Origin of the sequence: Clostridium sp. (assembly GCF_029267215.1) — a bacterium.
GTDB lineage: Bacteria > Bacillota > Clostridia > Clostridiales > Clostridiaceae > Sarcina.
Map to the genome: position 1 here is coordinate 1 of NZ_JARIDH010000043.1, position 24,511 is coordinate 24,511.

Annotated in this window: 22 protein-coding genes; 17 read left to right on the forward strand and 5 right to left on the reverse strand. The window is 27.8% G+C overall.

Annotated elements, in window-relative coordinates; all coding sequences use genetic code 11:
- Window positions 1–69 precede the first annotated feature (69 nt).
- From rpmA to Q1K13_RS07835, 7 genes are all read left to right on the forward strand, one after another.
- Window positions 70–372: a 50S ribosomal protein L27 gene (gene rpmA, locus Q1K13_RS07805; RefSeq protein WP_300349168.1), complete on the forward strand. Its 303-nt coding sequence runs from the start codon at window positions 70–72 to the stop codon at window positions 370–372.
- A 165-nt stretch (window positions 373–537) separates the two neighbouring features.
- Window positions 538–1,824, forward strand: a complete 1,287-nt coding sequence (obgE, locus tag Q1K13_RS07810) for a GTPase ObgE (protein WP_300349170.1) — start codon at window positions 538–540, stop codon at window positions 1,822–1,824.
- Window positions 1,825–1,840: 16 nt separating this feature from the next.
- On the forward strand, window positions 1,841–2,143 hold the full coding sequence (gene yhbY, locus Q1K13_RS07815; RefSeq protein WP_300349173.1) for a ribosome assembly RNA-binding protein YhbY: 303 nt from the start codon (window positions 1,841–1,843) through the stop codon (window positions 2,141–2,143).
- Window position 2,144: 1 nt separating this feature from the next.
- Window positions 2,145–2,753 carry a nicotinate-nucleotide adenylyltransferase gene (gene nadD / locus Q1K13_RS07820; RefSeq protein WP_300349176.1) on the forward strand — a complete coding sequence of 203 codons (609 nt, stop codon included), beginning with the start codon at window positions 2,145–2,147 and terminating at the stop codon, window positions 2,751–2,753.
- A 2-nt stretch (window positions 2,754–2,755) separates the two neighbouring features.
- Window positions 2,756–3,325, forward strand: a complete 570-nt coding sequence (yqeK, locus tag Q1K13_RS07825; protein WP_300349178.1) for a bis(5'-nucleosyl)-tetraphosphatase (symmetrical) YqeK — start codon at window positions 2,756–2,758, stop codon at window positions 3,323–3,325.
- 76 nt (window positions 3,326–3,401) lie between these two features.
- Window positions 3,402–4,697: an LCP family protein gene (locus Q1K13_RS07830; RefSeq protein WP_300349181.1), complete on the forward strand. Its 1,296-nt coding sequence runs from the start codon at window positions 3,402–3,404 to the stop codon at window positions 4,695–4,697.
- The gene (locus tag Q1K13_RS07835) at window positions 4,694–5,590 is read left to right on the forward strand and encodes an RluA family pseudouridine synthase (RefSeq protein ID WP_300349184.1); all 897 of its coding nucleotides are present in this window, start codon (window positions 4,694–4,696) and stop codon (window positions 5,588–5,590) included. Before Q1K13_RS07830 ends, Q1K13_RS07835 begins: the two co-directional genes overlap by 4 nt.
- 31 nt (window positions 5,591–5,621) lie before the next feature.
- Here Q1K13_RS07835 and Q1K13_RS07840 read toward each other — a convergent pair whose 3' ends face one another.
- Window positions 5,622–6,959 (reverse strand): D-alanyl-D-alanine carboxypeptidase family protein, encoded by a 1,338-nt coding sequence (locus Q1K13_RS07840; protein WP_300349186.1) that lies wholly within the window; start codon window positions 6,957–6,959, stop codon window positions 5,622–5,624.
- Window positions 6,960–7,112: 153 nt separating this feature from the next.
- Here Q1K13_RS07840 and Q1K13_RS07845 point away from each other — a divergent pair, with 153 nt between their 5' ends.
- From Q1K13_RS07845 to rlmD, 6 genes are all read left to right on the forward strand, one after another.
- Window positions 7,113–7,937: a helix-hairpin-helix domain-containing protein gene (locus Q1K13_RS07845; protein ID WP_300349189.1), complete on the forward strand. Its 825-nt coding sequence runs from the start codon at window positions 7,113–7,115 to the stop codon at window positions 7,935–7,937.
- Window positions 7,938–7,982: 45 nt separating this feature from the next.
- Window positions 7,983–9,014, forward strand: a complete 1,032-nt coding sequence (gene selD, locus Q1K13_RS07850; RefSeq protein WP_300349192.1) for a selenide, water dikinase SelD — start codon at window positions 7,983–7,985, stop codon at window positions 9,012–9,014.
- Window positions 9,015–9,031: 17 nt separating this feature from the next.
- Entirely contained in the window at window positions 9,032–10,420 is a 1,389-nt protein-coding gene (selA, locus tag Q1K13_RS07855) for an L-seryl-tRNA(Sec) selenium transferase (RefSeq protein ID WP_300349195.1), read from the forward strand.
- Between the two features lies 1 nt (window position 10,421).
- Complete coding sequence (selB, locus tag Q1K13_RS07860; protein WP_300349198.1) at window positions 10,422–12,335, forward strand: selenocysteine-specific translation elongation factor; 1,914 nt, start codon at window positions 10,422–10,424, stop codon at window positions 12,333–12,335.
- Window positions 12,336–12,516: 181 nt separating this feature from the next.
- Complete coding sequence (locus Q1K13_RS07865) at window positions 12,517–12,963, forward strand: RDD family protein (RefSeq protein WP_300349200.1); 447 nt, start codon at window positions 12,517–12,519, stop codon at window positions 12,961–12,963.
- A gap of 30 nt (window positions 12,964–12,993) precedes the next feature.
- Window positions 12,994–14,349: a 23S rRNA (uracil(1939)-C(5))-methyltransferase RlmD gene (gene rlmD, locus Q1K13_RS07870; RefSeq protein ID WP_300349202.1), complete on the forward strand. Its 1,356-nt coding sequence runs from the start codon at window positions 12,994–12,996 to the stop codon at window positions 14,347–14,349.
- 165 nt (window positions 14,350–14,514) lie between these two features.
- Here rlmD and Q1K13_RS07875 read toward each other — a convergent pair whose 3' ends face one another.
- Window positions 14,515–15,936: an MFS transporter gene (locus Q1K13_RS07875; RefSeq protein WP_300349205.1), complete on the reverse strand. Its 1,422-nt coding sequence runs from the start codon at window positions 15,934–15,936 to the stop codon at window positions 14,515–14,517.
- Between the two features lie 357 nt (window positions 15,937–16,293).
- On the opposite strand from Q1K13_RS07875, the gene Q1K13_RS07880 reads away from it, so the two are divergent.
- The gene (locus tag Q1K13_RS07880) at window positions 16,294–16,743 is read left to right on the forward strand and encodes a GNAT family N-acetyltransferase (protein ID WP_300349207.1); all 450 of its coding nucleotides are present in this window, start codon (window positions 16,294–16,296) and stop codon (window positions 16,741–16,743) included.
- A 374-nt stretch (window positions 16,744–17,117) separates the two neighbouring features.
- Here the strand turns inward: Q1K13_RS07880 and Q1K13_RS07885 are convergent, their stop codons facing one another.
- Complete coding sequence (locus Q1K13_RS07885; RefSeq protein ID WP_300349210.1) at window positions 17,118–17,789, reverse strand: helix-turn-helix transcriptional regulator; 672 nt, start codon at window positions 17,787–17,789, stop codon at window positions 17,118–17,120.
- Window positions 17,790–17,904: 115 nt separating this feature from the next.
- Between Q1K13_RS07885 and Q1K13_RS07890 the strand changes: the two genes are divergently transcribed.
- Window positions 17,905–19,635: an alpha-glycosidase gene (locus Q1K13_RS07890; protein ID WP_300349212.1), complete on the forward strand. Its 1,731-nt coding sequence runs from the start codon at window positions 17,905–17,907 to the stop codon at window positions 19,633–19,635.
- A gap of 410 nt (window positions 19,636–20,045) precedes the next feature.
- Here Q1K13_RS07890 and Q1K13_RS07895 read toward each other — a convergent pair whose 3' ends face one another.
- The gene (locus Q1K13_RS07895) at window positions 20,046–20,906 is read right to left on the reverse strand and encodes a 50S ribosomal protein L11 methyltransferase (protein ID WP_300349214.1); all 861 of its coding nucleotides are present in this window, start codon (window positions 20,904–20,906) and stop codon (window positions 20,046–20,048) included.
- Window positions 20,907–21,226: 320 nt separating this feature from the next.
- Between Q1K13_RS07895 and Q1K13_RS07900 the strand changes: the two genes are divergently transcribed.
- Together Q1K13_RS07900 and Q1K13_RS07905 are read left to right on the forward strand one after the other, a co-directional pair.
- The gene (locus Q1K13_RS07900) at window positions 21,227–22,984 is read left to right on the forward strand and encodes an SUV3 family DEAD/DEAH box RNA helicase (protein WP_300349216.1); all 1,758 of its coding nucleotides are present in this window, start codon (window positions 21,227–21,229) and stop codon (window positions 22,982–22,984) included.
- A 92-nt stretch (window positions 22,985–23,076) separates the two neighbouring features.
- On the forward strand, window positions 23,077–23,469 hold the full coding sequence (locus tag Q1K13_RS07905) for a hypothetical protein (protein WP_300349218.1): 393 nt from the start codon (window positions 23,077–23,079) through the stop codon (window positions 23,467–23,469).
- 93 nt (window positions 23,470–23,562) lie between these two features.
- Here Q1K13_RS07905 and Q1K13_RS07910 read toward each other — a convergent pair whose 3' ends face one another.
- Window positions 23,563–24,342 (reverse strand): EFR1 family ferrodoxin, encoded by a 780-nt coding sequence (locus Q1K13_RS07910; RefSeq protein ID WP_300349220.1) that lies wholly within the window; start codon window positions 24,340–24,342, stop codon window positions 23,563–23,565.
- Between the last annotated feature and the right edge of the window lie 169 nt (window positions 24,343–24,511).

A 24,511-nucleotide genomic window follows, 5' to 3' on the forward strand; every position in this document is an offset into this window, starting at 1 on the left:
CTGGATAGCAGTTTAGGAAAGAAAACGCGTTGTAAATATATAGAGATAATAAAAGAGGAGGTGTAGACTATGTTAATAATGAACCTTCAATTATTTGCACACAAAAAAGGGGTTGGTAGCTCAAAGAACGGTAGAGATTCTGAGAGTAAAAGACTTGGTGTTAAATGTGCAGATGGACAATTTGTTCTTGCTGGAAACATATTAGTAAGACAAAGAGGAACTAAGATTCATCCAGGTGCTAACGTAGGTAAAGGTGGAGACGATACTTTATTCGCTAAAATCGATGGTGTTGTTAAATACGAAAGACTTGGAAGAGACAAGAAAAAAGCTTCTGTTTACCCAGTAAACGTAGAAGAAGTTATAGCTGAATAATATATTTAGTTTTATTAAAGCACCCTTACTTTGAGGGTGCTTTTTAATTAAAAATAAAAATTTACTATAGAGAAGCATAGCTTTTTAAAAGCTGTGTTTTTATATTAAACTAAGGTTATAATATAAATAAAAATATATTTTATAGAGAAAGCAAGGTGAGAAAACATGTTTATAGATACGGCCAAGATATTTGTGAAATCTGGAGATGGTGGTCATGGATCAGTTTCTTTTAGAAGAGAAAAATACGTTCCACTTGGAGGTCCAGATGGTGGAGATGGTGGAAAAGGTGGAGATGTTACTTTTGTAGTAGATCCAGGAATGACAACACTTTTAGATTTCAAATATAAGAGAAAATTCGTAGCAGGTAGAGGACAAGATGGTCAAGGATCAAAATGTTACGGAAGAGATGGTGAAAACCTAACAATAAAAGTTCCAATGGGAACTATCATAAGAGATGTTGAAACTAACAAGGTAATGGCAGACCTTTCTCATAGAGATGACACTTATACTATATGTAGAGGTGGAAAAGGTGGAAAAGGAAATTGTAAATTCTGTACACCTACAAGACAGGCACCAACTTTTGCTGAGCCAGGAATGCCAGGAGAAGAAAGATGGGTTGGACTAGAATTAAAACTTTTAGCTGATGTTGGTCTTTTAGGCTTCCCTAATGTTGGTAAATCAACATTGCTTTCAGTTGTAACAAAAGCTAAACCAAAGATAGCTAACTATCACTTTACAACATTAAAACCTAATTTAGGGGTTGTGGCAGTTCCAGGAATAGAACCATTTGTTATGGCTGATGTACCAGGTATTATAGAAGGAGCGTCAGAAGGTGTAGGTCTTGGATTAGACTTCTTAAGACATATAGAAAGAACAAGACTTTTAATACATGTTGTCGATATTTCTGGAGTTGAAGGAAGAGATGCTGTTGAAGACTTTAAGAGAATCAATGAAGAATTAAAGAATTATAGTGTAAAACTTTGGGATAGACCTCAAATAGTTGTTGCAAATAAATGTGATATGTTATTTGATGAAGAAATCTTCGAAAACTTCAAAGCTGAAGTTAATAAAATGGGATTTGATAAAGTATTTAAGATGTCAGCAGCTACTTCACAAGGAGTAGAGGAAGTTATTAAAGAAGCAGCTAGAATGCTTAAAGATATTCCAGTAACTGACCTAGAAATTCCAGAAGATGAAAGATTCATCCCAGAAGATAAGAAGTTTACATATACTATAAACCCAATAGATGAAGATGGATTAAGAGTTTATGTAATAGAGGGTACATTCGTAGATAGATTATTATTAGCTGTTAATGTAAATGATCCAGATTCATTAAGATACTTCCATAAAGTTCTTAATAATAAAGGAATATTTAATGAATTAAGAGAAATGGGAATAGAAGATGGAGATATGGTAAGACTAAACGACTTTGAGTTTGAATACTTACTATAATATTGGAGGATAAATAATGATAACAACTAAACAAAGATCATACTTAAGAGGAATTGGTGCTAAATTAACACCTATATTCCAAATAGGAAAAAATGGAATAGAAGAGAACTTCTTAAAGCAAGTTGATGATGCTTTAGAAGCAAGAGAAATACTCAAAATAAACGTTCTAGAGAACAGTGGATTAGAGACAAGAGAAGCTTCAAATTTCATCTGTGAAAGATTAAATTGTGAAGGTGTTCAATCTATAGGAAATAAGATTGTTATTTACAGAGCATCAAAAAATAATCCTAAAATAGAGTTACCTAAAAAAGGAAAATAGGATGAAAAGAATAGGAATTATTGGGGGTACATTTGACCCAATACACATAGGTCATATTTATATAGCCTATGAAGCCTATAAAGAATTGGAATTAGATGAAGTTATATTCATGCCAAATGGTAATCCTCCACATAAGAAGGATAAGAATATAACTTGTGAAAGAATTAGATACGAAATGGTTAAAAAAGCTATAGAACCTTATAGCTTTTTTTCCATAAGTAACTATGAAATAGAGAAAAAAGGATTGAGCTTTACTTATGAAACTTTAGGATATTTAAAAGAAAGTTTTAACGAGGTAGAGCTCTATTTTATAACTGGTGCAGATTGTCTTGTAAATCTTAATTCATGGAAAAATATAAGTGAAATTTTTAAATTAAGCAATTTAGTGGTTTTTAATAGACCTGGATTTGATAAAGAAGATTTATTAAAGAGGAAAAGAGAGTTTGAAAAAGAATATAATACTCATATCTTTTATTTAGATTTACTTAATATTGAGATAAGTTCTACTTTTATAAGGGAGAGAATTGAGAATTCTTTTGAGGTTTCTTTCTTTTTACCGTCTGGTGTAATGGATTTAATAAATAAAAATAAACTTTACAGGAGAGAGTAACTATGTGGGAATTAGAAAAAATATATGACTATATAAAAGATAATTTAAAAGAAAATAGATACTCACATACATTAGGAGTGATTAAAACTTCTAAGGAATTGGCAATACTAAATAATGAAGATGAAAGTAAGGCTGAACTTGCAGCTCTTATTCATGATGTTGCTAAATATATGCCTGTTGAAGAACAGATAAATATTTTAAAAAACAATGGGTATGAACTAGATGAAATAACTTTAAAATCACCTCAAGTTTTACATGGATTTGTAGGTGCTATAATTGGAAAAGAAAAGTTTGGAATAGATGATTGTGATGTTTTAAATGCTGTAAAATATCATACACTAGCTAAGGAAAATATGACTACTTTAGAAAAGATAGTTTATATAGCTGATTATATTGAGCCAAACAGAGATTTCAAAGGTGTGGAAGAATTAAGAGAAATAACTAAGGAAAACTTAGATAAGGGTGTATTAAAAGGTTTAGAAAATACAATTTTATTTGTAATAAAGCAGGGAAATCTTATTCATCCACAAACTATAGAAGCTAGAAATTTTTTAATATTAAATATGAAATAATTTAAGTTAGCTTTAAATAGTAAAAATTTAATATGAAATGAATATGAAATCCCAATAATTTATTTGGAGGGGATTTATGGGAAATGAAGAAAGAAAAGACTTAGAGAAAAGTAATAGAGGGAATAAAAAGGGAAGAAAGATTTTATTAATCATCTTACTTGTTATTTTATTTTTCTTTGTGAGTGTTTTTGGAATTGTTTATGCTAAATATGGTGATTTTCTAGGAAATGTTTTTCATATTGTAAAAGATGTTAAGAAAGAGAAAATTAAGGTGGAGAAGCCTTTGAATGTTCTACTTTTAGGCATGGATATAGGTGATACTAATGATATGGAAAATGAAGCTATCAAAAGGACTGATACTATAATCCTTGCAAACTTTGATCCTATAAGTAAAAATGTTAAGTTAGTATCTATTCCAAGGGATACGAGAGTGAAAATTAATGGGAAATCTCAAAAAATTAATGTTGCTTATCCAATAGGTGGAGAAGAGCTTGTTGAAGAACTTGTTGAAGATATTCTAGATATAAAAGTAGACTATGTTATGAAAATAGACTATGAAGGATTTAGAGGAATAATAGATGCCATTGGTGGTGTTGATATGTATATTGAGCAGAATATGAACTATGATGATTCTTCTCAAAATCTACACATTCATTTTAATAAGGGTGAAACAGTTCATCTAAATGGAGAAAAGGCAGAAGAGTTTTTTAGGTGGAGAAAGAATAATGATGGTACAGGGCTTCCAAATGGAGATATTGATAGAATAACAAATCAACAGAAGCTAATAGATGCTGTTATAGAGAAATTACTTTCTTTATCAACATTAACTAAGATTGATGATATAGTTAATGTTTTGAAGAACAATGTTGAAACAGATATTCCTTTAGAAGTTCTAGTATCTTATGGAATGGAAGGAATAAAGGTAGATAGCAATAATATAGAAATGATAACCTTACCTGGAGAAGGAAAATACGTTGGAAATGTTTCTTATTTTATTGAGGATAAAAAGGCTACAGAAGAACTTAAAAGTCAATTGAAAAGTAGTGATTCAAAGGAAGGTAGTCCATCTAAAATTTCAAGAAATGATTTATCAATAAAGGTTTTAAACTGTACAAAAATAAATGGATTGGCAGGAATTGTTGAAAAAGAGTTGAAAGAAAAGGGATATTCTAAAGTTGATATTGGAAATGGAGTTGAAAGAGCAACTTCTCAAATATTAATAAGAGAAGAGAGTGCTAGAGGTTTCATGGAAAATGATATGAATATTAAGGATATAGAAGAGGGAATACCATCTAAATATGATAAGAATGATTCATACAATGTAATAATTTTCTTAGGAAAAGATTATAAGGATTTTGGAGAAACAAAATGAGTATTTTAGAAAGTAAAATAACTAAGGAATATGATAATAGAAAGATACGAGAATTTTTAAAAGAGGAATTAGGTCTTTCATCTAGATTAATAAGAAGTGCTGCCATAGATAAAAGAATTAAGGTTGATGGTGTTGCTGTAAAAATGAATTATGTTGTTAAAACTGGGGAAGAGATAAAGATAGAACTTTCTAAGAAAGAAACTCAAAATATAGAACCAGAAAATATAGATATAGAAATTGTTTATGAAGACAGTGATATATTAGTTTTAAATAAGAAGCCATTTATGGTTGTGCATCCTACTAGAAGCCATCCAAATGGAACTTTAGCTAATGGAATCTTATATTACTTTAAAGAAAGTGGGCAAGATTGCATAGTTAGACTTGTTAGTAGACTTGATATGAATACTTCTGGACTTATTATTATTGGTAAAAATCAGTACGCTCATATGGTGTTATCTAATGAAATGAAAACAGATAAATTCCAAAAGAGATATTTAGCAATAGTACATGGAAATTTAGAAGAAAAAGAAGGGACTATAAATAGACCTATATATAGACCTAAAGAAGATACAATAAAAAGAGTTGTTGATGAAAGAGGACAGGAAAGTATAACTCACTATAAAGTTGTAGAAAGTTTTGAGGGAGCAGACTTAGTTGAATGTCTTTTAGAAACAGGAAGAACTCACCAAATTAGAGTTCATTTAAGTAGTTTAGGCCATCCAATCTATGGTGATTCACTTTATGGAACCGAGGATTTAGATGATATAAGTAGGCAGGCATTACATGCTTATGGATTAGATTTTTATAGCCCTAAAACTAAGAAATCATTAAGTCTTAGAGCTGAACTTCCAGATGATATGAAAAAATTGATAAATAAATTAAAAAACAAGTAGTTTTAGGCATTGCTTAAAACTACTTGTTTTTTTATTTATAAAAATAAGTGTTATTACGTTTTTTTCTATTTCTAAATCTTTTTATTGAAGATACTATTCTTATTATAAATAGTATTAATATTACTAAAGCTACTAATGAAACTATAGTTAATGTAATATAGAATCCTTTAAAACTTTGTAGTTTTATCATAATTTTTTCAAATTTTGAAGTGGTTATATTGTTACCATTTAATAAGCTGATGCTTTTATAAGGTGTATTACCAATCATAATTGTTCCAGTAAAATTAGATTTATTTTTAGTTAAATCTGTTCCTCTTGAAATAGGAGTATTTGATTTAACAGTAAATTGTATATGCTCCTTGCTTCTTATTTCAGGTATAGAAAGATTTTTAACTTCTTCTTTTGGAAAAACCATATATATATCTTCAGGAACTATAAGTTTTAAAGTATTTTTATCATTTATGAAGTATTCTTTTGCTATATCTCCTTTAGAATATATTTTTTCTTCAACAAAATTATTAAATCCATAATCTAATAAGGGTTTTACTTCCTCATAGTATTGTTCTTTTGTATCATAGTAGAAAAGAGTAAGTATAAGGGTTCTATCCCCTCTTTTAGCAGCACAGGCAAATGTATGTTTAGATTTTGTAGTATAGCCAGTTTTGCTGTAAATAATATCTTTATAATAATATTTACTTGTTTTATGTATAATTTGGTCATTATTATTTGCCCAAATAGGTTCTCCGCTTACTACGCTTTTAGGCATTTCATAAACTATTTTTCTTGTTATTTCACATAGTTTAGGCATTTTAGAAGCATAGTTTACTATTAATGCTAAATCATGAGGAGTGGTGTAGTGATCATCTTCATAAAGTCCACTAGAATTTACAAAGTGAGTATTTGTACATCCAATTTCTTTAGCTTTTTCATTCATAAGTTTAGTAAAGTTAGCTTCAGAACCAGAAATATGCTCTGCTAAGGCCATTGCAGCATCATTAGCTGACTGAACTAACATTGCATTTAAAAGCTGTTCAACAGTATATTTATCTCCTTCTTGAAGCCCTACGCGAGTTCCGTCTGCAAAAGGAGGATTCTTTCCAATAGTAACTACATCATTTAGATTACATTTTTCAATTGTAAGTATAGCTGTCATTGTTTTAGTTGTTGAGGCTGGGGCCATTTTTTCATTAGCGTTTTTTTCAGCTAGTATTTGGCCAGTTTTTCCATCCATAAGAACCATTCCTCTTCCAAGTGTCTTAGGTGGATTAGTATTAGCAAATGCATTTACATTAGAAAATAATATAAAGACAAAAGCTAATGAAATTATAAACTTTAATTCTTTTTTTAAATTTTCATATGTTATATTCATTTAGACCTCCAATAAATACTATAGGTTACAATATTTTTATTATAGCAATTTTCAATTTTATTTTCTATATATTTCTATTATGTATGAGTTAAAATTTATTGAGGTGTCAATAATATTAAGGAAAATTATAATTTTAATAAGATGGAGAATTTTATGAAGAAAAAAGAGAAAATTATAGGTTCTTTGGTTATAGCTATTTTAGCTTCAATATTTTTGTTTGTAGGATATTCAAAATCAAATGATAAAAATATTAGTGAAAAGGAAATGGAAAAATTATTTTTAGACAATGAGGAAAATAGCCAGAGGGATGAGAATAAAAATTATAAAGCTGGCTCAGAGCATAAGGAAAATGATTTAAATGAAGGGGACAACAAAAATGATAAAACTCTAAAATCAAATGGTGATTCAGATGGAAAAGAAATAAGTTTAGAAGAAGGAATAAGTAGTGGAGAGAATGAGAGTGAAGTTTCCAAGAAAAATTCAAATAAAATTATGGTTGAAGTAAAGGGAGAGGTTAGAAATCCTAATGTTTATGTTTTAGAAGATGGAAGTAGAATTTTTGAGCTTATAGAAATGGCAGGTGGACCTACTGAAAATGCAGATTTAAGTAATATTAATAGGGCTTTATATTTAAGTGATGGTCAATGTATTGTAGTTAACAATATAAATGAAAAAACTTTAGAAAAAGTAAATGAAGAAAACCCAGTTAATATGGGTAATAGTAGAATAGTAACAAGTACTAAACCTAAAAATAATAATGAGGAAAGTAAAGAGGATAATGGAGAAGTTATAAATATAAATTCGGCATCTAAAGAAAAACTTATGACCTTAAATGGAATAGGAGAAAGTAAGGCTCAGGCCATAATAGATTATAGAGAAGAAAATGGTGGATTTAAGAGTGTTGATGATATTATGAATATAAGTGGAATTGGAGAAAAAACTTTAGAAAAGATAAAAGATAAAATTTCTATAAAGTAATATGATATAATGAATATTATTAATTTAGAAAAGAGGTGGAGTTTTATGATAGAAAAAAGATTAACAGAGCTATCAAAGACTTCTGGTTGAGCAGCTAAAATAGGGCCGGGGGCTCTTTCAGAGATTTTAGGAAAATTACCCAAAATGAGTGATGAAAATTTAATTGTTGGAATAGATACATCTGATGATGCAGCAGTATATAAATTAAATGATGAAATGGCTACAATACAAACATTAGATTTCTTTACACCAATAGTTGATGATCCTTATACATTTGGTCAGATTGCAGCAGCAAATTCATTAAGTGATGTTTATGCTATGGGTGGAAAACCAATAGTAGCCTTAAACATAGTTTGTTTCCCAAATTGCCTAAGTATGGATATATTAGGTGAAATATTAAAAGGGGGAGCAGACAAGGTTTTAGAATCTGGGGCTGTAATTGTAGGTGGACACACAGTTCAAGATGATGAACCAAAATATGGTTTATCAGTTACAGGATTAGTTCATCCTGATAAAGTTCTAAAAAATTATGGCGGTGAGACAGGTGATATTTTAATTCTTACTAAACCAATTGGAACTGGAATAATAAATACTGCAATCAAAGCTAAAATGGCTTCTAAGGAAGCTTACGAGAAAGCAGTAAAAATAATGGCATATTTAAATAAGTATGCAGGTGAAATAATAACTGACTATGATATATCATCATGTACGGATATAACAGGATTTTCACTAATTGGTCACGCCTTTGAAATGGCTGAACCATCTAATAAAACATTTAGAATATTCAAAGATGCAATACCATTTATTGAAGAAGCTAAAGAATATGCTAGTATAGGATTAGTTCCTGCTGGATGCTATGAAAATAAAAAGTATTTAGAAGGAAAATATAAGTTAAATAATGTAGAGGGATGGATGGAAGATATATTATTCGATCCTCAAACTTCAGGTGGATTATTACTTACTTGTAAAGAAAAAGACTATATAGATATACTAACTAGATTAGAAAAATTAGAAGTAGAAAGTGCTGTTATTGGGCGTGTTGAAGATTTTCATGATACATATATTATAGTAGAGTAACTTTTTAGGAGGAAAATATGAAGAATGAACTTCTTAGAGGATTGCCTAAGATTGATGAAATACTTAGTATTTTTGATGAAAATTTTTTAAATACAAATGGCAGAGAGGTAGTTTTAACTACTTTAAGAGAGATAATCGATGAAAATAGGAAAGCAATTTTAAAGGGAGAAGTAAATTATACTTTAACTAAGGAAGATGCAAAAGTTGAATGTGAAAAAAGATTATTGAAGAAAAAAGAAAAAAATTTAAAAAGAGTTATTAATGGAACAGGCGTTATTATTCATACTAATTTAGGAAGGTCTTTGTTAAGTGAAGAAGCGACTTATGCTGTATCATCAGTTGCTTCAAGCTATAGCAATCTAGAGTATGATTTAGAAAAGGGAGCTAGAGGTTCTAGATATTCTCTTATAGAAGAAATAATAAAAGATATTACAGGGGCTGAGGGGGCCTTAGTTGTAAATAATAATGCATCAGCCATAATGCTTGTCTTAAATTCACTTTGTGAAAATAAAGAAGTAATTGTTTCAAGAGGACAACTTGTTGAAATAGGTGGATCTTTTAGAATTCCAGATGTTATGAAATTTTCAAGAGCTAAGCTTGTGGAAGTTGGAACTACTAATAGAACTCATATTTATGATTATGAAGATGGAATAACAGAGGAAACAAGTGCCTTATTAAAAGTTCATAGTTCAAACTTTAAAATAGTAGGTTTTACTAAGGAAGTTAGTACAAAGGAACTTTGTGATTTAGGAAAAGAGAGAAATATACCTGTAATTGAGGATATTGGAAGTGGAGTTTTAATTGATTTAAGTAAATATGGATTAGAAAAGGAGCCAACAGTAATAGAAAGTTTAGAATCTGGGGTAGATGTTGTAACTTTCTCTGGTGATAAAATGCTAGGGGGAGCACAGGCTGGAATTATTGTAGGTAAGAAAAAATTCATAGAAAAAATAAAAAGAAATCAATTAACCAGGGCTTTAAGAGTGGATAAATTCACATTGGCTGCTTTAGAAATTACTTTAAAACATTATTTAAATGAAAAAGAGGCAATTGAAAAAATACCAACACTTCATATGATGACCTTATCTTCAGAAAAAATTAAAAAGAGAGCTGAAAGATTTGTTTGCATGACTAAATCTTTGAATTCATATTATGATTTTTCTATTGAAGAAGGATTTTCTACTGTTGGTGGGGGAGCAATGCCAGATAGTAAGTTAGAAACTTATTTAGTTAAAATAATTTCTAAAAATATAAACGAAGTAAATCTAGAAAAGGAATTAAGAGCATATGAAACTCCAATTATAACTAGAGTTTATAATGGAAGTGTTTATATAGATTTTAGAACTATTTTAGAGAAAGATTACGAAGTTATATTTAATGCTTTAAAGGAAATAGGTGAAAAATAAGATGAAACATGTGATTATAGGAACATCAGGACATATAGACCATGGTAAAACATCTCTTATAAAAGCTTTGACAGGAAGAGAAACAGATAAGCTAGATGAAGAGAAAAAAAGAGGAATATCCATAAATTTAGGATTTACTTTTTTTGATTTACCATCAGGAAAAAGAGCTGGTATTATAGACGTTCCTGGGCATGAAAAATTCATTAAAAATATGTTAGCAGGAGCTACATCATTAGATGTAGTTCTTCTAATTATTGCATTAGATGAAGGAATAATGCCTCAAACAAAGGAACACTTAGAAATATTAGAACTTTTAAAAGTTAAAAAATGCATAGTTGCCTTAACAAAGAAGGATTTAGTTGATGAAGAGTGGGCTAATATGATGAAAGAAGAGATTAAATCTTATTTAAGCTCAACAAGCTTTAAGGATGCAACTATGATAGAGGTTTCTTCTAAGACTAAGGAAGGAATTGATGAATTAATTTCTGAAATTGATAAATCAGTTGAAGAAATAGAACAAAAGGATAAGGAAGGACATTTTAGACTTGCTGTAGATAGAAGCTTTTTAGTTAGTGGATTTGGAACAGTAGCTACTGGAACAATTTTAAGTGGAAGTGTAAGAGTTGGAGATATTGTTCAAATAAATCCAAAAGGTTTGGAAGCTAGAGTTAGAAATATTCAAATTCATGATGAAAATGTGGAAGTTGGAGAAGCTGGGCAAAGATGTGCGTTAAACTTAGTGGGAGTTACTAAGGAAGAGGTTTCAAGAGGATCAGTAGTTTGCACACCTAACTTTATAGAACCATCTTATATGGTTGATTGTAAGTTTAAATATTTAGAATCTAATGATAAAAACTTAGTAAATAGACAAAGAGTTAGGATTTATCAAGGAACTTCTGAGATATTTGGAAGAATAGTTTTACTAGATAAGGAAGAATTAGAACCTGGAGAAGAGGGCTATGTTCAACTTAGATTAGAAGAGGAAATGTGTTCTCAAAAGGGAGATAGGATTGTTGTAAGAAATTACTCACCTATGATAACTATAGGAGGAGGAAATATTATAAATCCAAGGGCTAAAAAAGCTAAGAGATTTAAAAAAGAGTATTTAGATGAATTAAAGCTTATGGAAAAAGGAAGCTTAGAAGAAGTTATTGAGAATGTGGTTTTATCCTTAAGTGAGAACTTTCCTAATTCACAGGAAATAGTTAAAGGCTTAGGAAGAAATGTTGAAAATATAGATGAAATTCTAGAAAAGCTTTGTGAAAATAAAAAGATAATAGGAATTGAAAGTGGAAAAGCAAAAGTATTTATACATAACAAATTTTTTATGAAGAAAAGTGAAGAAGTATATGACATATTAAAAACTTTCCATGAAGAAAATCCTTTAAAAGTTGGAATTAATAAAGAAGAACTTAGAAGCAAGGCCTTTTCAAATAAACTTAAACAGAAAATTTTCCAAAGTTTCTTAGAACTTATGAAAGAAAAAGAAATCATAAAAGAGGGAAATAACATAGTTTCCTTAAAGAATTTTGAAATTCAACTAACTAAAGCTCAAAGAGGAATAAGAGATAAGATAGTTAAAGCTTATTTAGAAGGGGGAATAACTTCTCCTAAGATAAAAGATATTATAGAGGATAAAAAATTAGAAAAAGAATATATGAAAATATATAACCTTTTAATTGAAGAGGGGATTTTAGTGAAATTACCAGAGGATGTTGTTATGCATAAGGACATAATAAATTCTACACAAAATAAGGTTATAGAATACTTAAAAGAAAATAACTCCATAAACTTAGGGGGAGCAAAAGAACTACTAGGTGTTTCAAGAAAATATCTAGTTGCTATTTTAGAATACCTAGATCAAATAGAAGTGACTAAAAGAGTAGATAACGAAAGAGTTTTAAACCTTATTTAAATTTAAATAACATCTTAAAATAGAACCTAATTTAATGCGGTGGTAATAATAAGGAAAATGTAATAGTTTTGCCATAATAATACACTATAATTTAAGGAGATTTGATTTACATAATAAAATAAATATAGTATATTTAATTAATGTATTTCAGAATAATATTTAATGCTTTTAGGAGGGAAATATGGCTGATAAGAAATTCACTGATGAGCAAAAAGACACTTTAAAAAGTGATGAAACAAAATTAACAGATGAAAAAATGGACTCATATGAAAAGGAAGCATCAATATTAGAGGAGGTTTCTTTAGGAACTGGCACAATGGCTATTGATGACACAGAATTTATGAATAAAAAAGAAGCAATTAAAGAGAATACATCAGATGTTCAAACAGTATCTTTCTTCAAAAGATTAATTGAAGGAGTTATTGATCAAACAATAGTATTATTATTATCATTAGGAGGGTTCTTCATTGTTGATTTATTAATGAGACCTTTTGGATATAAGATATCACCTGAGGGAAGAATACCATTTTATTTTATAATATTTGTTGTTATGAACATAATTTACAGAGCTATAATGGAAGGAAAGAAATTTAAATTAACATTAGGCGAAAAAGTATTTAGAAAATAAATAATAATTTATTAGTAAGGGAGATAACCAATGAGAAAAGGTAGTGAAATTGAATTACTAATAGAGGGAATTGAGTTCCCTGCTAAAGGATTCGGATTTGTAGATGGATTAAAGGTCTATGCAAAAGGTACTTATCCAGGACAAAGAGTTTTTGGAAGAGTAACTAAAAAAAGAAAAGAATATGCAGAGATTAGAGTTTCTGAAGTTAGAGAAAGAGCTAGCTACGAAGAAGATAAGAAATGCCCTCATTTTGGAGTGTGTGGAGGATGTTCTTCACAAACAATTCCATATGAAAAACAATTAGAATTAAAAGTGGAACAAGTTAAGAAGTTATTCGAAGATGCAGATGTTACTACTGGAGACTTCTTAGGTATAGAAACTAGTCCTATTCAATGGGAATATAGAAATAAGATGGAATATACTTTTGGTGATGAAGAAAAAGGTGGTCCACTTACTCTTGGAATGCATATGAAAGGAAAATCTTTTGGAATAGTAAATGTAGATCAGTGTGTATTAGTTGATGAAGATTTTAGAAACATATTAGATACTACTGTTAAATATTTCAGAGAAAAAGAATTACCTTTCTACAGAATAATGCCTAGAACAGGGTACTTAAGATACCTTGTTGTAAGAAAGAGTGTTAAAACTGAAGAGATTCTTGTAAACTTAGTTACAACTACTCAAATAGACTTTGATTTAACAGAGTTTACTGAACTTATAAAAGGATTAAACTTAAAAGGAAAGTTAAAATCAATAATACATACAGAAAGTGATACTTTATCAGAAGCTGTTGTACCAGATAAAGTTAATATTCTTTATGGAGATGATTTCATAACAGAAAATCTTTTAGGATTAAACTTTAAAATATCACCATTCTCATTCTTCCAAACAAACTCATTAGGTGCTGAAAAATTATATAGCATAGTTAGAGATTTTATGGGAAGTGCTGATAATAAGGTTGTATTTGATTTATATTGTGGAACAGGAACAATAGGTCAAATTGCAGCAGGAAAGGCTTCTAAGGTTGTAGGAATAGAACTTATAGAAGAGGCTGTAGTTGCTGCAAATGAGAATGCTAAATTAAATGGACTAGATAATTGTAATTTCATAGCAGGAGATGTAGCTAAGGTTATAACAACTATTAAGGATAAACCAGAAATAATAATTCTAGACCCACCAAGAAGTGGAGTACATCCAAAAGCTTTAGACTATGTTATAAAGTTTGATGCTCCTCAAATAATATATGTTTCATGTAACCCTAAAACTTTAGTAACTGATTTAAAAGTTTTAGAAGAAAAGGGATATGAAATAGAGAAAACTCTACTTATGGATATGTTCCCTAACACTCCACACGTAGAGACAGTTGTTAAACTAAATAAAAGATAATTTAAATGAAAAATAAAAATACCATCAAATTTTAATTTGGTGGTATTTTTTTATTACTTTAATTTTTGAAAATTATGATCTGTTTTGAAATTAACATATTATTAAAATACAGCTAAGAATTAGATTAATAAAACTCTGACTAAAATTAGTCAGAGTTTTAAAAATTTATTTTATAGTTTCTTCTATGCTATCATCAACAGAAGCAATTGCAGTCTCTGCATTAGCCTCTATAATCTCAGATTCTTGATTATTTCTATTATATTTTTTAGTAAATACTATAAGAAGTAATATGCTTGCTATAAGATAAAGGGTACCTGCTATATAATAAGCTCTTCCATATCCAGCGTTAGTTTTTAATAAATAATATCTTGTAAAGAATCCAGCTCCAAATCCAATTAAGGAGTTAACAACTAGCATAAGTGAATTAAATGCAGGAACTAAGTTCTTAGAAACAAAGGTTAAAGGTAGTGAACCTTGGATTGGTGCAGAAACATTAGCAACCCCTGATCTTAAGAATAAGATTATTCCAACTATCATAGCCACATTAGAACCAAACATAGCACCGTTAGCCATTAATAACATTAGTGGAACACATAATATAGTTGTTGTAGCTATTGTTACGATTGAACCTAATTTTTTTTCTAAATGAGGAGTAAGGAAATAACCAAGCACCATAGCAACAGTTTGTGCTGTAATTATTGTTGAAACTGTACCCCTGCTTATATGTAAGAAGTTATTTAGATATATTGGGAAGAATGGTGTTACTAATGAAGCACCAAATCTTATTATTCCGAATATAAGAATCCATAAAACAACGAATTTACTAGTAAGAAGTTTAAAGTCAAAGGCTTTTTGACTTTTTCTAGCTTTTAATTCTTCTTCAGTTTCTCTATAGTCTTCTTGTTTTTCTCTTAAGAATAGTAAGAAGAATGTAGCTATTATTGTTAATATAATTGCAATCCAAAGTACGAATTTATATGCATTTGCATAAGCACTTAATTGTAATGAATTTAAAGAAGATTGATTTTCTGATAATATAGAAGCTTTATCGTATGAAATTCCTAAATATTTTGCAAATTTCCAAACAACAATTTTACCATTAAAAAATGTTAAAATTGATTGAGAAATAAGGTTACAATACATAACTCTTGCAAACATCTTAGTTCTTTCTTCTCTAGGTGTGTATGATGTAAACATTACTGGATAAATACAGTCAAACATACCTATACCAACAGAGGCAACTATATAAGCAATTTTTATGCTTAGCCCATCCCTACTATAGATACAAACTAATAAACCAGCTATTGAAAATAATGGTGCTAGTAGTATTAGTTTTTTATATCCTACTTTGTGTATTAATAATAAAATCATTGCTATTACAAAGGTTCCAACTGCTGCGTATGAAGGAAGAGCTTTAACTAAGTTTGGAACAGTTATATTTAAGTAGGATAAATATGAGTCATTTGTTATTCCTGTTACAGCCCCCATGAAAATATAACTTAGTATGAAAAATGCACAGTTGCTTTTCCATCTTTTGTCCCAAGTTTCATTTTTGTTTGTGATTAAATTAACTAGACCTGATTCCATAAAAATTCCCCCCCAAGTTATTATAAATTTTGTCTAAGTTTACACTTTAATAATATAACTTTATGGATAAAAAAACCAAAATATTAAAAAATCATTATGTGAAAAAATAAACATAAAATTAATCAATATTTTAAAAATACATATGTCTTTCATTGAAAATCAGAAAATAAAGATAAATTTTAAATTAAATTCATAATTTTATAACATATTTGTTAAAAAATAGGTTTTTAAAGAAAGGAATTTGATGTAATATATATAATAAAGTTTATTAAAAAATTAAAAATAAATAAAATAGAAGTTTATTTAAAACAGAACCAAAATCTTAAGAATAAAAATATAAATTAGGAGGGTTTAACTATGATAAAAAGTATTGAAAATATAGAATTAAAAAAAGATTTAGCCTATAATTTAATGGTTGATTTTAAAGATGAGATTCATAATAAAAACATATTAGAGAGAATAATAGATAAAATAGAAAAAATTCCATTTTATACTTATATTGAAGAAGGAAAAGAAATAGGATTTCTTTCAATTAAGCCTTTAACTGAGGAGGCTGCAGAGATATATTTTATAAAAATGTTAGAAGGTTATGAAGAAAAAGGATATGAACAAGTTTTAATTAATAATATAGCAGCTTTTTATAAAGAGCATGGATATAAGCTTTTAAGGGTAAAGATATTAGCTGATGGAAATCATGATGATTTAATAAGTTTTTATAAGTCAGTTGGATTTTTTAAATTAGAAGAAAGAGTTGAATTAGAAGATATGGAGAATAAAGTTTTAGTTATGATTAGACCTTTAGTATAGTAAGTGAATTACTATCTATAGAGGGGTGGCTTATTGGTAAATGTTCTAAAGCGGAATTAATTTATCAAAGCTACCTCATTTTTATAATAAGCTCTGTTTTACTAAAGTGTTGATTTTAGCTTTTTCATAAAACTTACATAGTTCTATTTAAAATCAATGCTCTCTTAAAATAGAAATCTATAGATTAATGGCGTAAAACCTAGTGGCTTTATGCCAGAGGTAGTTTAAAATTATGTTATACTAAGTTTAGCTTAAAGAATGTATTGGAATACTAAAGCTTTCAGATATTAATTTTACAAACTTAGAGGGGGAAGAATTCTTTCTAAGTTTTTAGTATTTTATCTAAAAATAATTTAGTTTTCTTAAATAAATTTTTATTTGTAGTTTGTATTGCGGAATTTAGATGGAGAAATTCCTTCAAAGCTTTTAAAGGTTCTACTAAAATGGCTTTGATCATAAAAGCCTAAGGTTAAGCCTATTTCTAAAATACTTTTAGTAGTTGTTGTAAGAAGTACTTTAGATCTTTCTATCTTTGATTTTTTCATATATTTCATAAGTGAAATTCCCATATGCTTTTTGAAGCAGGAAGCTGCATACTGGGGAGTTATATTAAGAGTATTTGCAATATCTTCTAAAGTAATATGACTTTCAAGATTAATATGAATTTGTTGCAAAATCTTGTTTACTACAAAATTGTCTTTTACTTCTATATCACTTATTAATAAATTCATATAAGTTTTTGCCATATCTAATTCAATTTTTTGAAGGGTTTCTATATGAGAGGATTCTAGGGTTTTTTTATAGTATTTATTATAAATAGGATGTAGATATTTTCTTGAAACACCATGTCTTATTATTTCTCTGCAAAAAACAGCATTCCAAATAATTAAATCATATTTTTTAATCTCAAGAGGTATGGATTCTTCAAGTTCATTCTTATGTTTTTCCTCTAAATTATATAGCAAATCTTTCGTATTTCTTGTATCTATAAGTGTATTGAATTTATTGTCAAAAATATTATTATCTGATATAAAACTTTCAAACATAATTACCTCCAAAATAAATCATGTGTAATATATACATATTATATTAAAAATATACAATGGTTTACAATGATTATTAATATAATATGTAGTTAATAAAAATCATGAGGTGATGAAAATGAATAAACATGCTATGTTTCATGTTTTAGATGCTCCATATGCTTATGGAAAAGATAAGGATACATTAGTTTTAAGATTAAGAGTAGCGAAAGATGATATAAAGGAATGTTCAGTATTATATAGATGTAGATATGACTGGGAAAATGATTATGAAAGAAAATCGATGAGAGTAGTAGCTGAAACAGAGTTATTTACTTATTATGAAGTGGAGTTATCCATAGAAAAAAATAGATATAGATACTATTTTGAACTTAAGGATAAAAATAATAAAGTAGCTTTATATACTGAAAGAGGGGTGGTTAATGTTGATTATAAAAATATTAATATAGCAGCATTCCAGTTCCCTTATATTGCAGAGGATGATTTATATAAAGAAGAAAAATGGCTTCAAGAAGCAGTTGTATATCAAATCTTCCCAGATAGATTTTTTAATGGAGACAAAAATAATAATCATGAAAACCTTAGTGAATGGGGAAAAGGTAAGATAACTAGTCATTCAATATTTGGAGGAGATTTAAGAGGTATAATAGAAAAGTTAGATTATTTAGAGAGTTTAGGAGTAGATTTAATATATTTAACTCCAATATTTAAGTCTGATACTAATCATAAATATAATACAACAGATTATTTTGAGATAGATGAGTCCTTTGGAACTTTGGAGGATGCCAAAGAATTGGTTAATCTATGTCATGAAAAGAATATGAAGATAGTATTTGATGCAGTATTTAATCATTCAGGAAGTGATTTTTTTGCTTTTAAAGATTTATTAGAAAATCAAGAGAATTCAAAGTATAAAGATTGGTATTTTACTTATAGTTTCCCAGTTGATTTTAAAAAGTCAAACTATTATACATTTGCAAATAATTGCAATAATATGCCTAAATTAAATGTTGGTAATAAAGAAGTTAGAGATTATTTATTAAATGTAGGAAAGTATTGGGTTAAAGAGGTTGGAATAGATGGATGGAGACTTGATGTATGTGATGAGGTTTCTCATAGTTTCTGGAGAGAATTTAGAAAAGCTATAAAAGAAGTTAATAGTGAAGCTATAATAGTTGGAGAAATAATGCATGAAGCTAATTCATTTTTAAAAGGTGATCAGTTAGATTCAATTATGAATTATCCTTTTAAAAATGCAACAATAGATTTCTTTGGTAATCACAGTATTTCAGCAAAGGAATATTTAGATATACTATCTGAAAATAGAATGTTATATATGGATAGTATAACTAGACAACTTTGGAATTTAGTTGGAAGTCATGATACAAAAAGAATATTAAATGAATGTGAGTATAATGTTGAAAAAGTTAAGATGGCTTTAGCTATGCAATTTACTTATGTAGGTGTGCCATACATATATTATGGAGATGAGATTGGAATAGATGGAGGAGATGATCCTGATAATAGAAAATGTATGATTTGGGAAGAGGAGAAACAAAATAAAGAATTACTTAAGTTAACTAAGGATTTAATATCTATAAGAAAGAAAAATAAATCTTTAGTATATGGTGATTTTCAAGTTAAGTATTGTAAAGAGGAGGTATTTGCTTTTCTTAGAGAATACAATGATGAAAAAATATTGGTGATATTTAATAATAGTGAGGAAGAATATTCTTTTAACTATAATAATAACTCAATAGGTATTGATTTGATTACAAAGGAAGAGGTTGATTTTTCTAATAAAATAAAATTAGAAGCCTTATCATTTAAAATAATAAAGCTAATATAAATAACAAAATTTATTTGATTGTTATATTATGTAAAATAAAAATTTTTTGTGAAACCTTTTTATAAAACTTACAAACAATGGGAAGAAAATATCTAGATTACTTATAGAATTTAAATTATTACATAGAAAATATCACTTTAAAAAGCTTAGATCACTTAAAGTGTAGCAAGTTTCTAAGCCTTAGTGATATTTTCGTAGTAATGATTATAAATATTTAGAGAAATATAGTAATATATTTGTAAGTTTTATTAAAAAGTTATATTGATACAGCCCTCTCTATTTACTATGAACAATTTTTAAAATCAATACTCACTTAAACCAGAGCTAAAAATTAATTATATTTTACTACTAAATCAATTGTACATATTGATTGAATCATAAAGTTGGTAACTTTATTTTAAATACATAATTTACTTAGTGAAAATAGCTGTACACCATTCATTGGTTTGGAATTTTTCTTGAAGTTTAAAGTTTTTAGCCTCGACTTTTTCTCTTACCCAATCAAAACTCCATTCTACAAGTCCAGAAACAAGAAGTTTTCCATCTTCTTTTATGTGAGAGTCTATGAAATTCATAAACATTTCAGTTTCTTCTCCACCTATGTTTATAAATATCCAATCAAATTTTTCTTTTAATTCATATTCTTCATCAAGTACATTTCCTACAACAACATCGATATTATTTAAGTTGTTTAAGGAAGCATTTAAAAGAACTTCATCTTCAACATCTCTTATATCAACAGCAACAACCTTTGAAGCGCCTTTTACAGAGGCTGCAATAGAAAGTATTCCAGAACCAGTTCCAAGGTCAAGAAGTGATTTATTATTAAAATCCTCTTCAACTATGAATTTTAATATATCTTGAGTTGTTTCATGTAATCCAGTTCCAAAGGCACCTTGAGGAGAGAAATATATAGTATTTTTATTTTCAAAGCTTTCATTTGGATCACACATAACCCATTCTTCATTTAAGTGAATTGGTTCTATATAAAATTCTTCAAAATTATTTTCTATTTCATCAATAGAAGAAGGTTCAGATTTTAGTAAAGCTGATACTAAAACTTCAAAATTATCTAAGTCATCTTTAGAACCATCAAAGGCTACTTTTAAATCAACAACAACTCCTTCTTTTTCTTCATATCCATATCCAAACATATCAGTTGTTATGTTTAGTGGTGAGTCATAGTAAACATTATAAATATCATTTATTTGAAGTAATTCAATTTTTTCATCAACAAGTTCTTTTGATGTTTTATAAGTAAGTATAAACATATAAAAATCCCCTTTTTAAGTAAAATTAATTATATAAAGATTATAGCATATGATTATTATTTACTATTTATATAGAATTAAATTTTATTTAATGGTGAAAAATATTTTAGATGTTTTTATAATTTATATTAATTAAAGTGTAAAATCTTATAGTATATTTAAGGTGAAAAATTAAAAATTCTAAAATAGGACATTACGTAATATTAAATTGTTTTTTTTGAAAAGATAAACAAAAAAGAACTATTTGAGATATTTATAGAAAAAGATTACAATTAGGGAAGAGGTTAGATTATTAGGAATTTTAACTTGGAGGAATTTTAATGAAAAAAAATGGAGCTCAAAGAGAGTATAAGAAATTATCAAATCAAATAAGCCAAATTGAGAATATAGTTAAAAATTCAAAAATTGGGGCTTTGTTTGAACATGAATCAACCTTAAGGAAAAAGATTTTACAATTAAAAGAAATGAAAAATCAAGGGCTTAAAGGATATGATGCCCTTTACAATAGATATGAAGAATTACTAGAGGAAGTAGGAAAGAGGATTTTAGAAAGCTATAATAAGAAAAATGATACTAATTTTGATTTTTATGATGTCTTAAGAAATAACTACAATGTATTTTTAAACTCTGGAATAATGACTCTTTTAGTTAAGTACCATATACCAAAATTAATATCTAAGGAGTTTGATGAGAAGTTTCCATCTAATCCTAAGGATGAGTATTCTCATACAAGAAGACTTAAAAGAAAATTTTATCTTCATTTAGGAGAAACAAACACAGGAAAAACATACACAGCTATGCAAAGACTTAAGGAAGTTAAAAAAGGTGTATATTTATCACCACTTAGAATACTTGCCTTGGAAAATTTTGAAAGATTAAATAATGAAGGTGTTAGATGTAATCTTTTAACTGGGGAAGAGGAAATAATATTTGAAGATGCAACTCATGTTTCATGTACTATTGAAAAAGCCAATATACATGAAAGGTATGATGTAGCAGTAATTGATGAGATTCAAATGATAGATGATTCTCAAAGAGGATATGCTTGGACTAGGGCTTTACTTGGATTATATTGTAATGAAATTCATATATGTGGGGCTTTCAATGCTAAAAATATCTTAAAAGAGATAATAGAAGATTGTGAAGATGATTATGAAATTATAGAGTATCACAGAGATATTCCTTTAGTTGTTCAAGATAAGAGTTTTCATCCTAAGGATGTGGAAGATGGCGATGCTTTAGTTTTATTTTCTAAAAAGAAAGTTCTTCAGATGGCAGAACAATACTCTCAAATGGGTATTAAATGTTCAATAATTTATGGGGATTTACCACCGGAGGTTAGAAAAAAACAATATGAAGAATTTATCTTAGGAAAAAATAAAATTTTAATAACAACTGATGCTATTGGTATGGGTGTTAATCTTCCTATTAAGAGAATAGTGTTCTTATCAATAAATAAGTTTGATGGGGAGCAAATGAGAGAACTAACTTCTCAAGAAGTTAAGCAAATAGCAGGGAGAGCAGGAAGAAAAGGAATTTATAACACTGGATATGTAGCCTCATATAGAGATAATTTAAATTTTATTGAGGAAAGATTAGAGGAAGAGGATATTAAAATAAAAAAAGCTGTTTTAGGGCCATCAGATGCCATATTAGAAATTGATAATCTTCCTTTAAATGAAAAATTAGCCTTATGGAAAACTAAGAAAAGTGAAGTACCTTATTATAGAAAAATGGATATAAGTGAATATTTAATCATATTAGAAAGATTAAAGCCTTATAAACTTTTAGAAGAAATTCAATGGGAGCTTTTAAAAATTCCTTTTGACATTTCAAAGGATGATTTAATGAATCAATTTTTAAATTTCATAGATCAGTTATTTATTAATGACCAAGAGGAACTTTTTAAGCCTCAGTGTTATTCAGGAACTTTATATGACTTAGAAACATATTATCAAAGGGTAAATATGTATTATTCATTTAGCAAAAGATTTGATTTAAATTTTGATTTAGAATGGATAGAAAATGAAAGACTCTCTGTAAGTGAAGAAATAAATAATATTTTAATGCGAATTTAAAATTAAAAAGTGAATTCCAAAAGTTGTTAAGTATAAGGCTTTTTAGTGAGGGAAAACTAGAATAAAATAAACAAGCTTAGGAGGAGATTTTTATGAATCTATACGAAGCACCAGAAAATAATTATATATTAGTTATGCCTGATGGAAAAGTGGTAGGTTTTGAAGATATTGATATAGCTAAAGCATACGTAAATAGATATTATCAAGAAAAATTAGATGTTTATTCTAATAAGGTTGATTTTTCGGATTTTGATATAACAGATGAAAAAGTAAATGAAACAATATCTAGAGTAGTAGGTGTTGATGAAGGAATATGTACTATTTATAATTTAGAAGATCTTATAAATAGCATACAAAATTCTTCTATATTTGAGGATGAAAAAAATGAACTTATTTTTAAACTTAGAGAAAGAAGAATTGATTTAAATATTAATGATTACCAAGTAGATGATATATTAGCTAATGTTGATGAGGTAATATATTAATAAAACATAATTTTATTTAAAAAGATGTGGTAAATTGTAGTTTAGCAATTTACCACATCTTTTTGTTTTATGAATTATTTTAAATATTAAGTTTTACTTTCTAAGAAGTTCAGAGGTTGAAATATAAGGATTTCTATATCTGTTTTTCTTTTGGGTTTTATGTCCTATATTAATACATTTATGAGGACAATTATTTATACAACCCATACAATCACAACAATCTCCATTCCATTTAGGTTTTTCATTAACTATTTCTATATTTTTGTTAGGACAAATTCTAGCACATATTCCACATGCTGTACAGAATTCATTTGTATTAAATTTTTTATCTTTATTTTTAAAGGTGTTTTTCCACATATTATATAAAGCCATGTTAATTCCAACAAAACTTTCTTTTAAGTCTTTAGTTTCTCTATTTATTATTGATAGGGAAAAGTTTTCTATTTTGAACTTATTAGAATCTATAACTTTTTTAGCTTCATTACCTATTTTGGGGTTTCTTCCCATTCTTATATAGTTTGAGTTCATCATAAATTTTTCTCCATTGCTTAATTTTAATTTCTTTGGAGATAAGATTTTATTTATCATTTCAAAAGTTATTCCTTTTCCACCACCAGTACACTCAACTGCGTATATATAAGTATCTGAGTTTAGATTTGATTTGTTTATAAAATCATGTACCATTGGAGGAAGTCCACCTGCATAAATTGGATAAACAAAACCAATGGTTTCAGCTTCATAAGAAAATTCTTCAGAGTAGAAAGCATCTACTATTGATATTATTTCGCTATTTTTTAAATGTTTTGATATCTCTTTAGCTGTGTAAAGTGAATTTCCAGATGTTGAAAAATAAAAAATTAAATTCTTTTTCATAACTAACTATCCATCCTTGTTTAAAAATGATTTATTATAATAATTTTAATATTAAAAATACATAATTTCTATATAAAGGTCAAATATAATTAGTTCAAAGTTAGAATTTAAAGTTGACAATTCCTATGGGAATTCATATAATTAAGGCTATATAAAAAAGAGAGAAGGA

What these genes read in the sequence shown, in the direction of transcription:
- rpmA (WP_300349168.1), top strand. Translation starts at nt 70, where the DNA reads ATGTTAATAATGAACCTTCAATTATTTGCACACAAAAAAGGGGTTGGT.
- obgE (WP_300349170.1), top strand. Translation starts at nt 538, where the DNA reads ATGTTTATAGATACGGCCAAGATATTTGTGAAATCTGGAGATGGTGGT.
- yhbY (WP_300349173.1), top strand. Translation starts at nt 1,841, where the DNA reads ATGATAACAACTAAACAAAGATCATACTTAAGAGGAATTGGTGCTAAA.
- nadD (WP_300349176.1), top strand. Translation starts at nt 2,145, where the DNA reads ATGAAAAGAATAGGAATTATTGGGGGTACATTTGACCCAATACACATA.
- yqeK (WP_300349178.1), top strand. Translation starts at nt 2,756, where the DNA reads ATGTGGGAATTAGAAAAAATATATGACTATATAAAAGATAATTTAAAA.
- Q1K13_RS07830 (WP_300349181.1), top strand. Translation starts at nt 3,402, where the DNA reads ATGGGAAATGAAGAAAGAAAAGACTTAGAGAAAAGTAATAGAGGGAAT.
- Q1K13_RS07835 (WP_300349184.1), top strand. Translation starts at nt 4,694, where the DNA reads ATGAGTATTTTAGAAAGTAAAATAACTAAGGAATATGATAATAGAAAG.
- Q1K13_RS07840 (WP_300349186.1), bottom strand. Translation starts at nt 6,959, where the DNA reads ATGAATATAACATATGAAAATTTAAAAAAAGAATTAAAGTTTATAATT.
- Q1K13_RS07845 (WP_300349189.1), top strand. Translation starts at nt 7,113, where the DNA reads ATGAAGAAAAAAGAGAAAATTATAGGTTCTTTGGTTATAGCTATTTTA.
- selA (WP_300349195.1), top strand. Translation starts at nt 9,032, where the DNA reads ATGAAGAATGAACTTCTTAGAGGATTGCCTAAGATTGATGAAATACTT.
- selB (WP_300349198.1), top strand. Translation starts at nt 10,422, where the DNA reads ATGAAACATGTGATTATAGGAACATCAGGACATATAGACCATGGTAAA.
- Q1K13_RS07865 (WP_300349200.1), top strand. Translation starts at nt 12,517, where the DNA reads ATGGCTGATAAGAAATTCACTGATGAGCAAAAAGACACTTTAAAAAGT.
- rlmD (WP_300349202.1), top strand. Translation starts at nt 12,994, where the DNA reads ATGAGAAAAGGTAGTGAAATTGAATTACTAATAGAGGGAATTGAGTTC.
- Q1K13_RS07875 (WP_300349205.1), bottom strand. Translation starts at nt 15,936, where the DNA reads ATGGAATCAGGTCTAGTTAATTTAATCACAAACAAAAATGAAACTTGG.
- Q1K13_RS07880 (WP_300349207.1), top strand. Translation starts at nt 16,294, where the DNA reads ATGATAAAAAGTATTGAAAATATAGAATTAAAAAAAGATTTAGCCTAT.
- Q1K13_RS07885 (WP_300349210.1), bottom strand. Translation starts at nt 17,789, where the DNA reads ATGTTTGAAAGTTTTATATCAGATAATAATATTTTTGACAATAAATTC.
- Q1K13_RS07890 (WP_300349212.1), top strand. Translation starts at nt 17,905, where the DNA reads ATGAATAAACATGCTATGTTTCATGTTTTAGATGCTCCATATGCTTAT.
- Q1K13_RS07895 (WP_300349214.1), bottom strand. Translation starts at nt 20,906, where the DNA reads ATGTTTATACTTACTTATAAAACATCAAAAGAACTTGTTGATGAAAAA.
- Q1K13_RS07900 (WP_300349216.1), top strand. Translation starts at nt 21,227, where the DNA reads ATGAAAAAAAATGGAGCTCAAAGAGAGTATAAGAAATTATCAAATCAA.
- Q1K13_RS07905 (WP_300349218.1), top strand. Translation starts at nt 23,077, where the DNA reads ATGAATCTATACGAAGCACCAGAAAATAATTATATATTAGTTATGCCT.
- Q1K13_RS07910 (WP_300349220.1), bottom strand. Translation starts at nt 24,342, where the DNA reads ATGAAAAAGAATTTAATTTTTTATTTTTCAACATCTGGAAATTCACTT.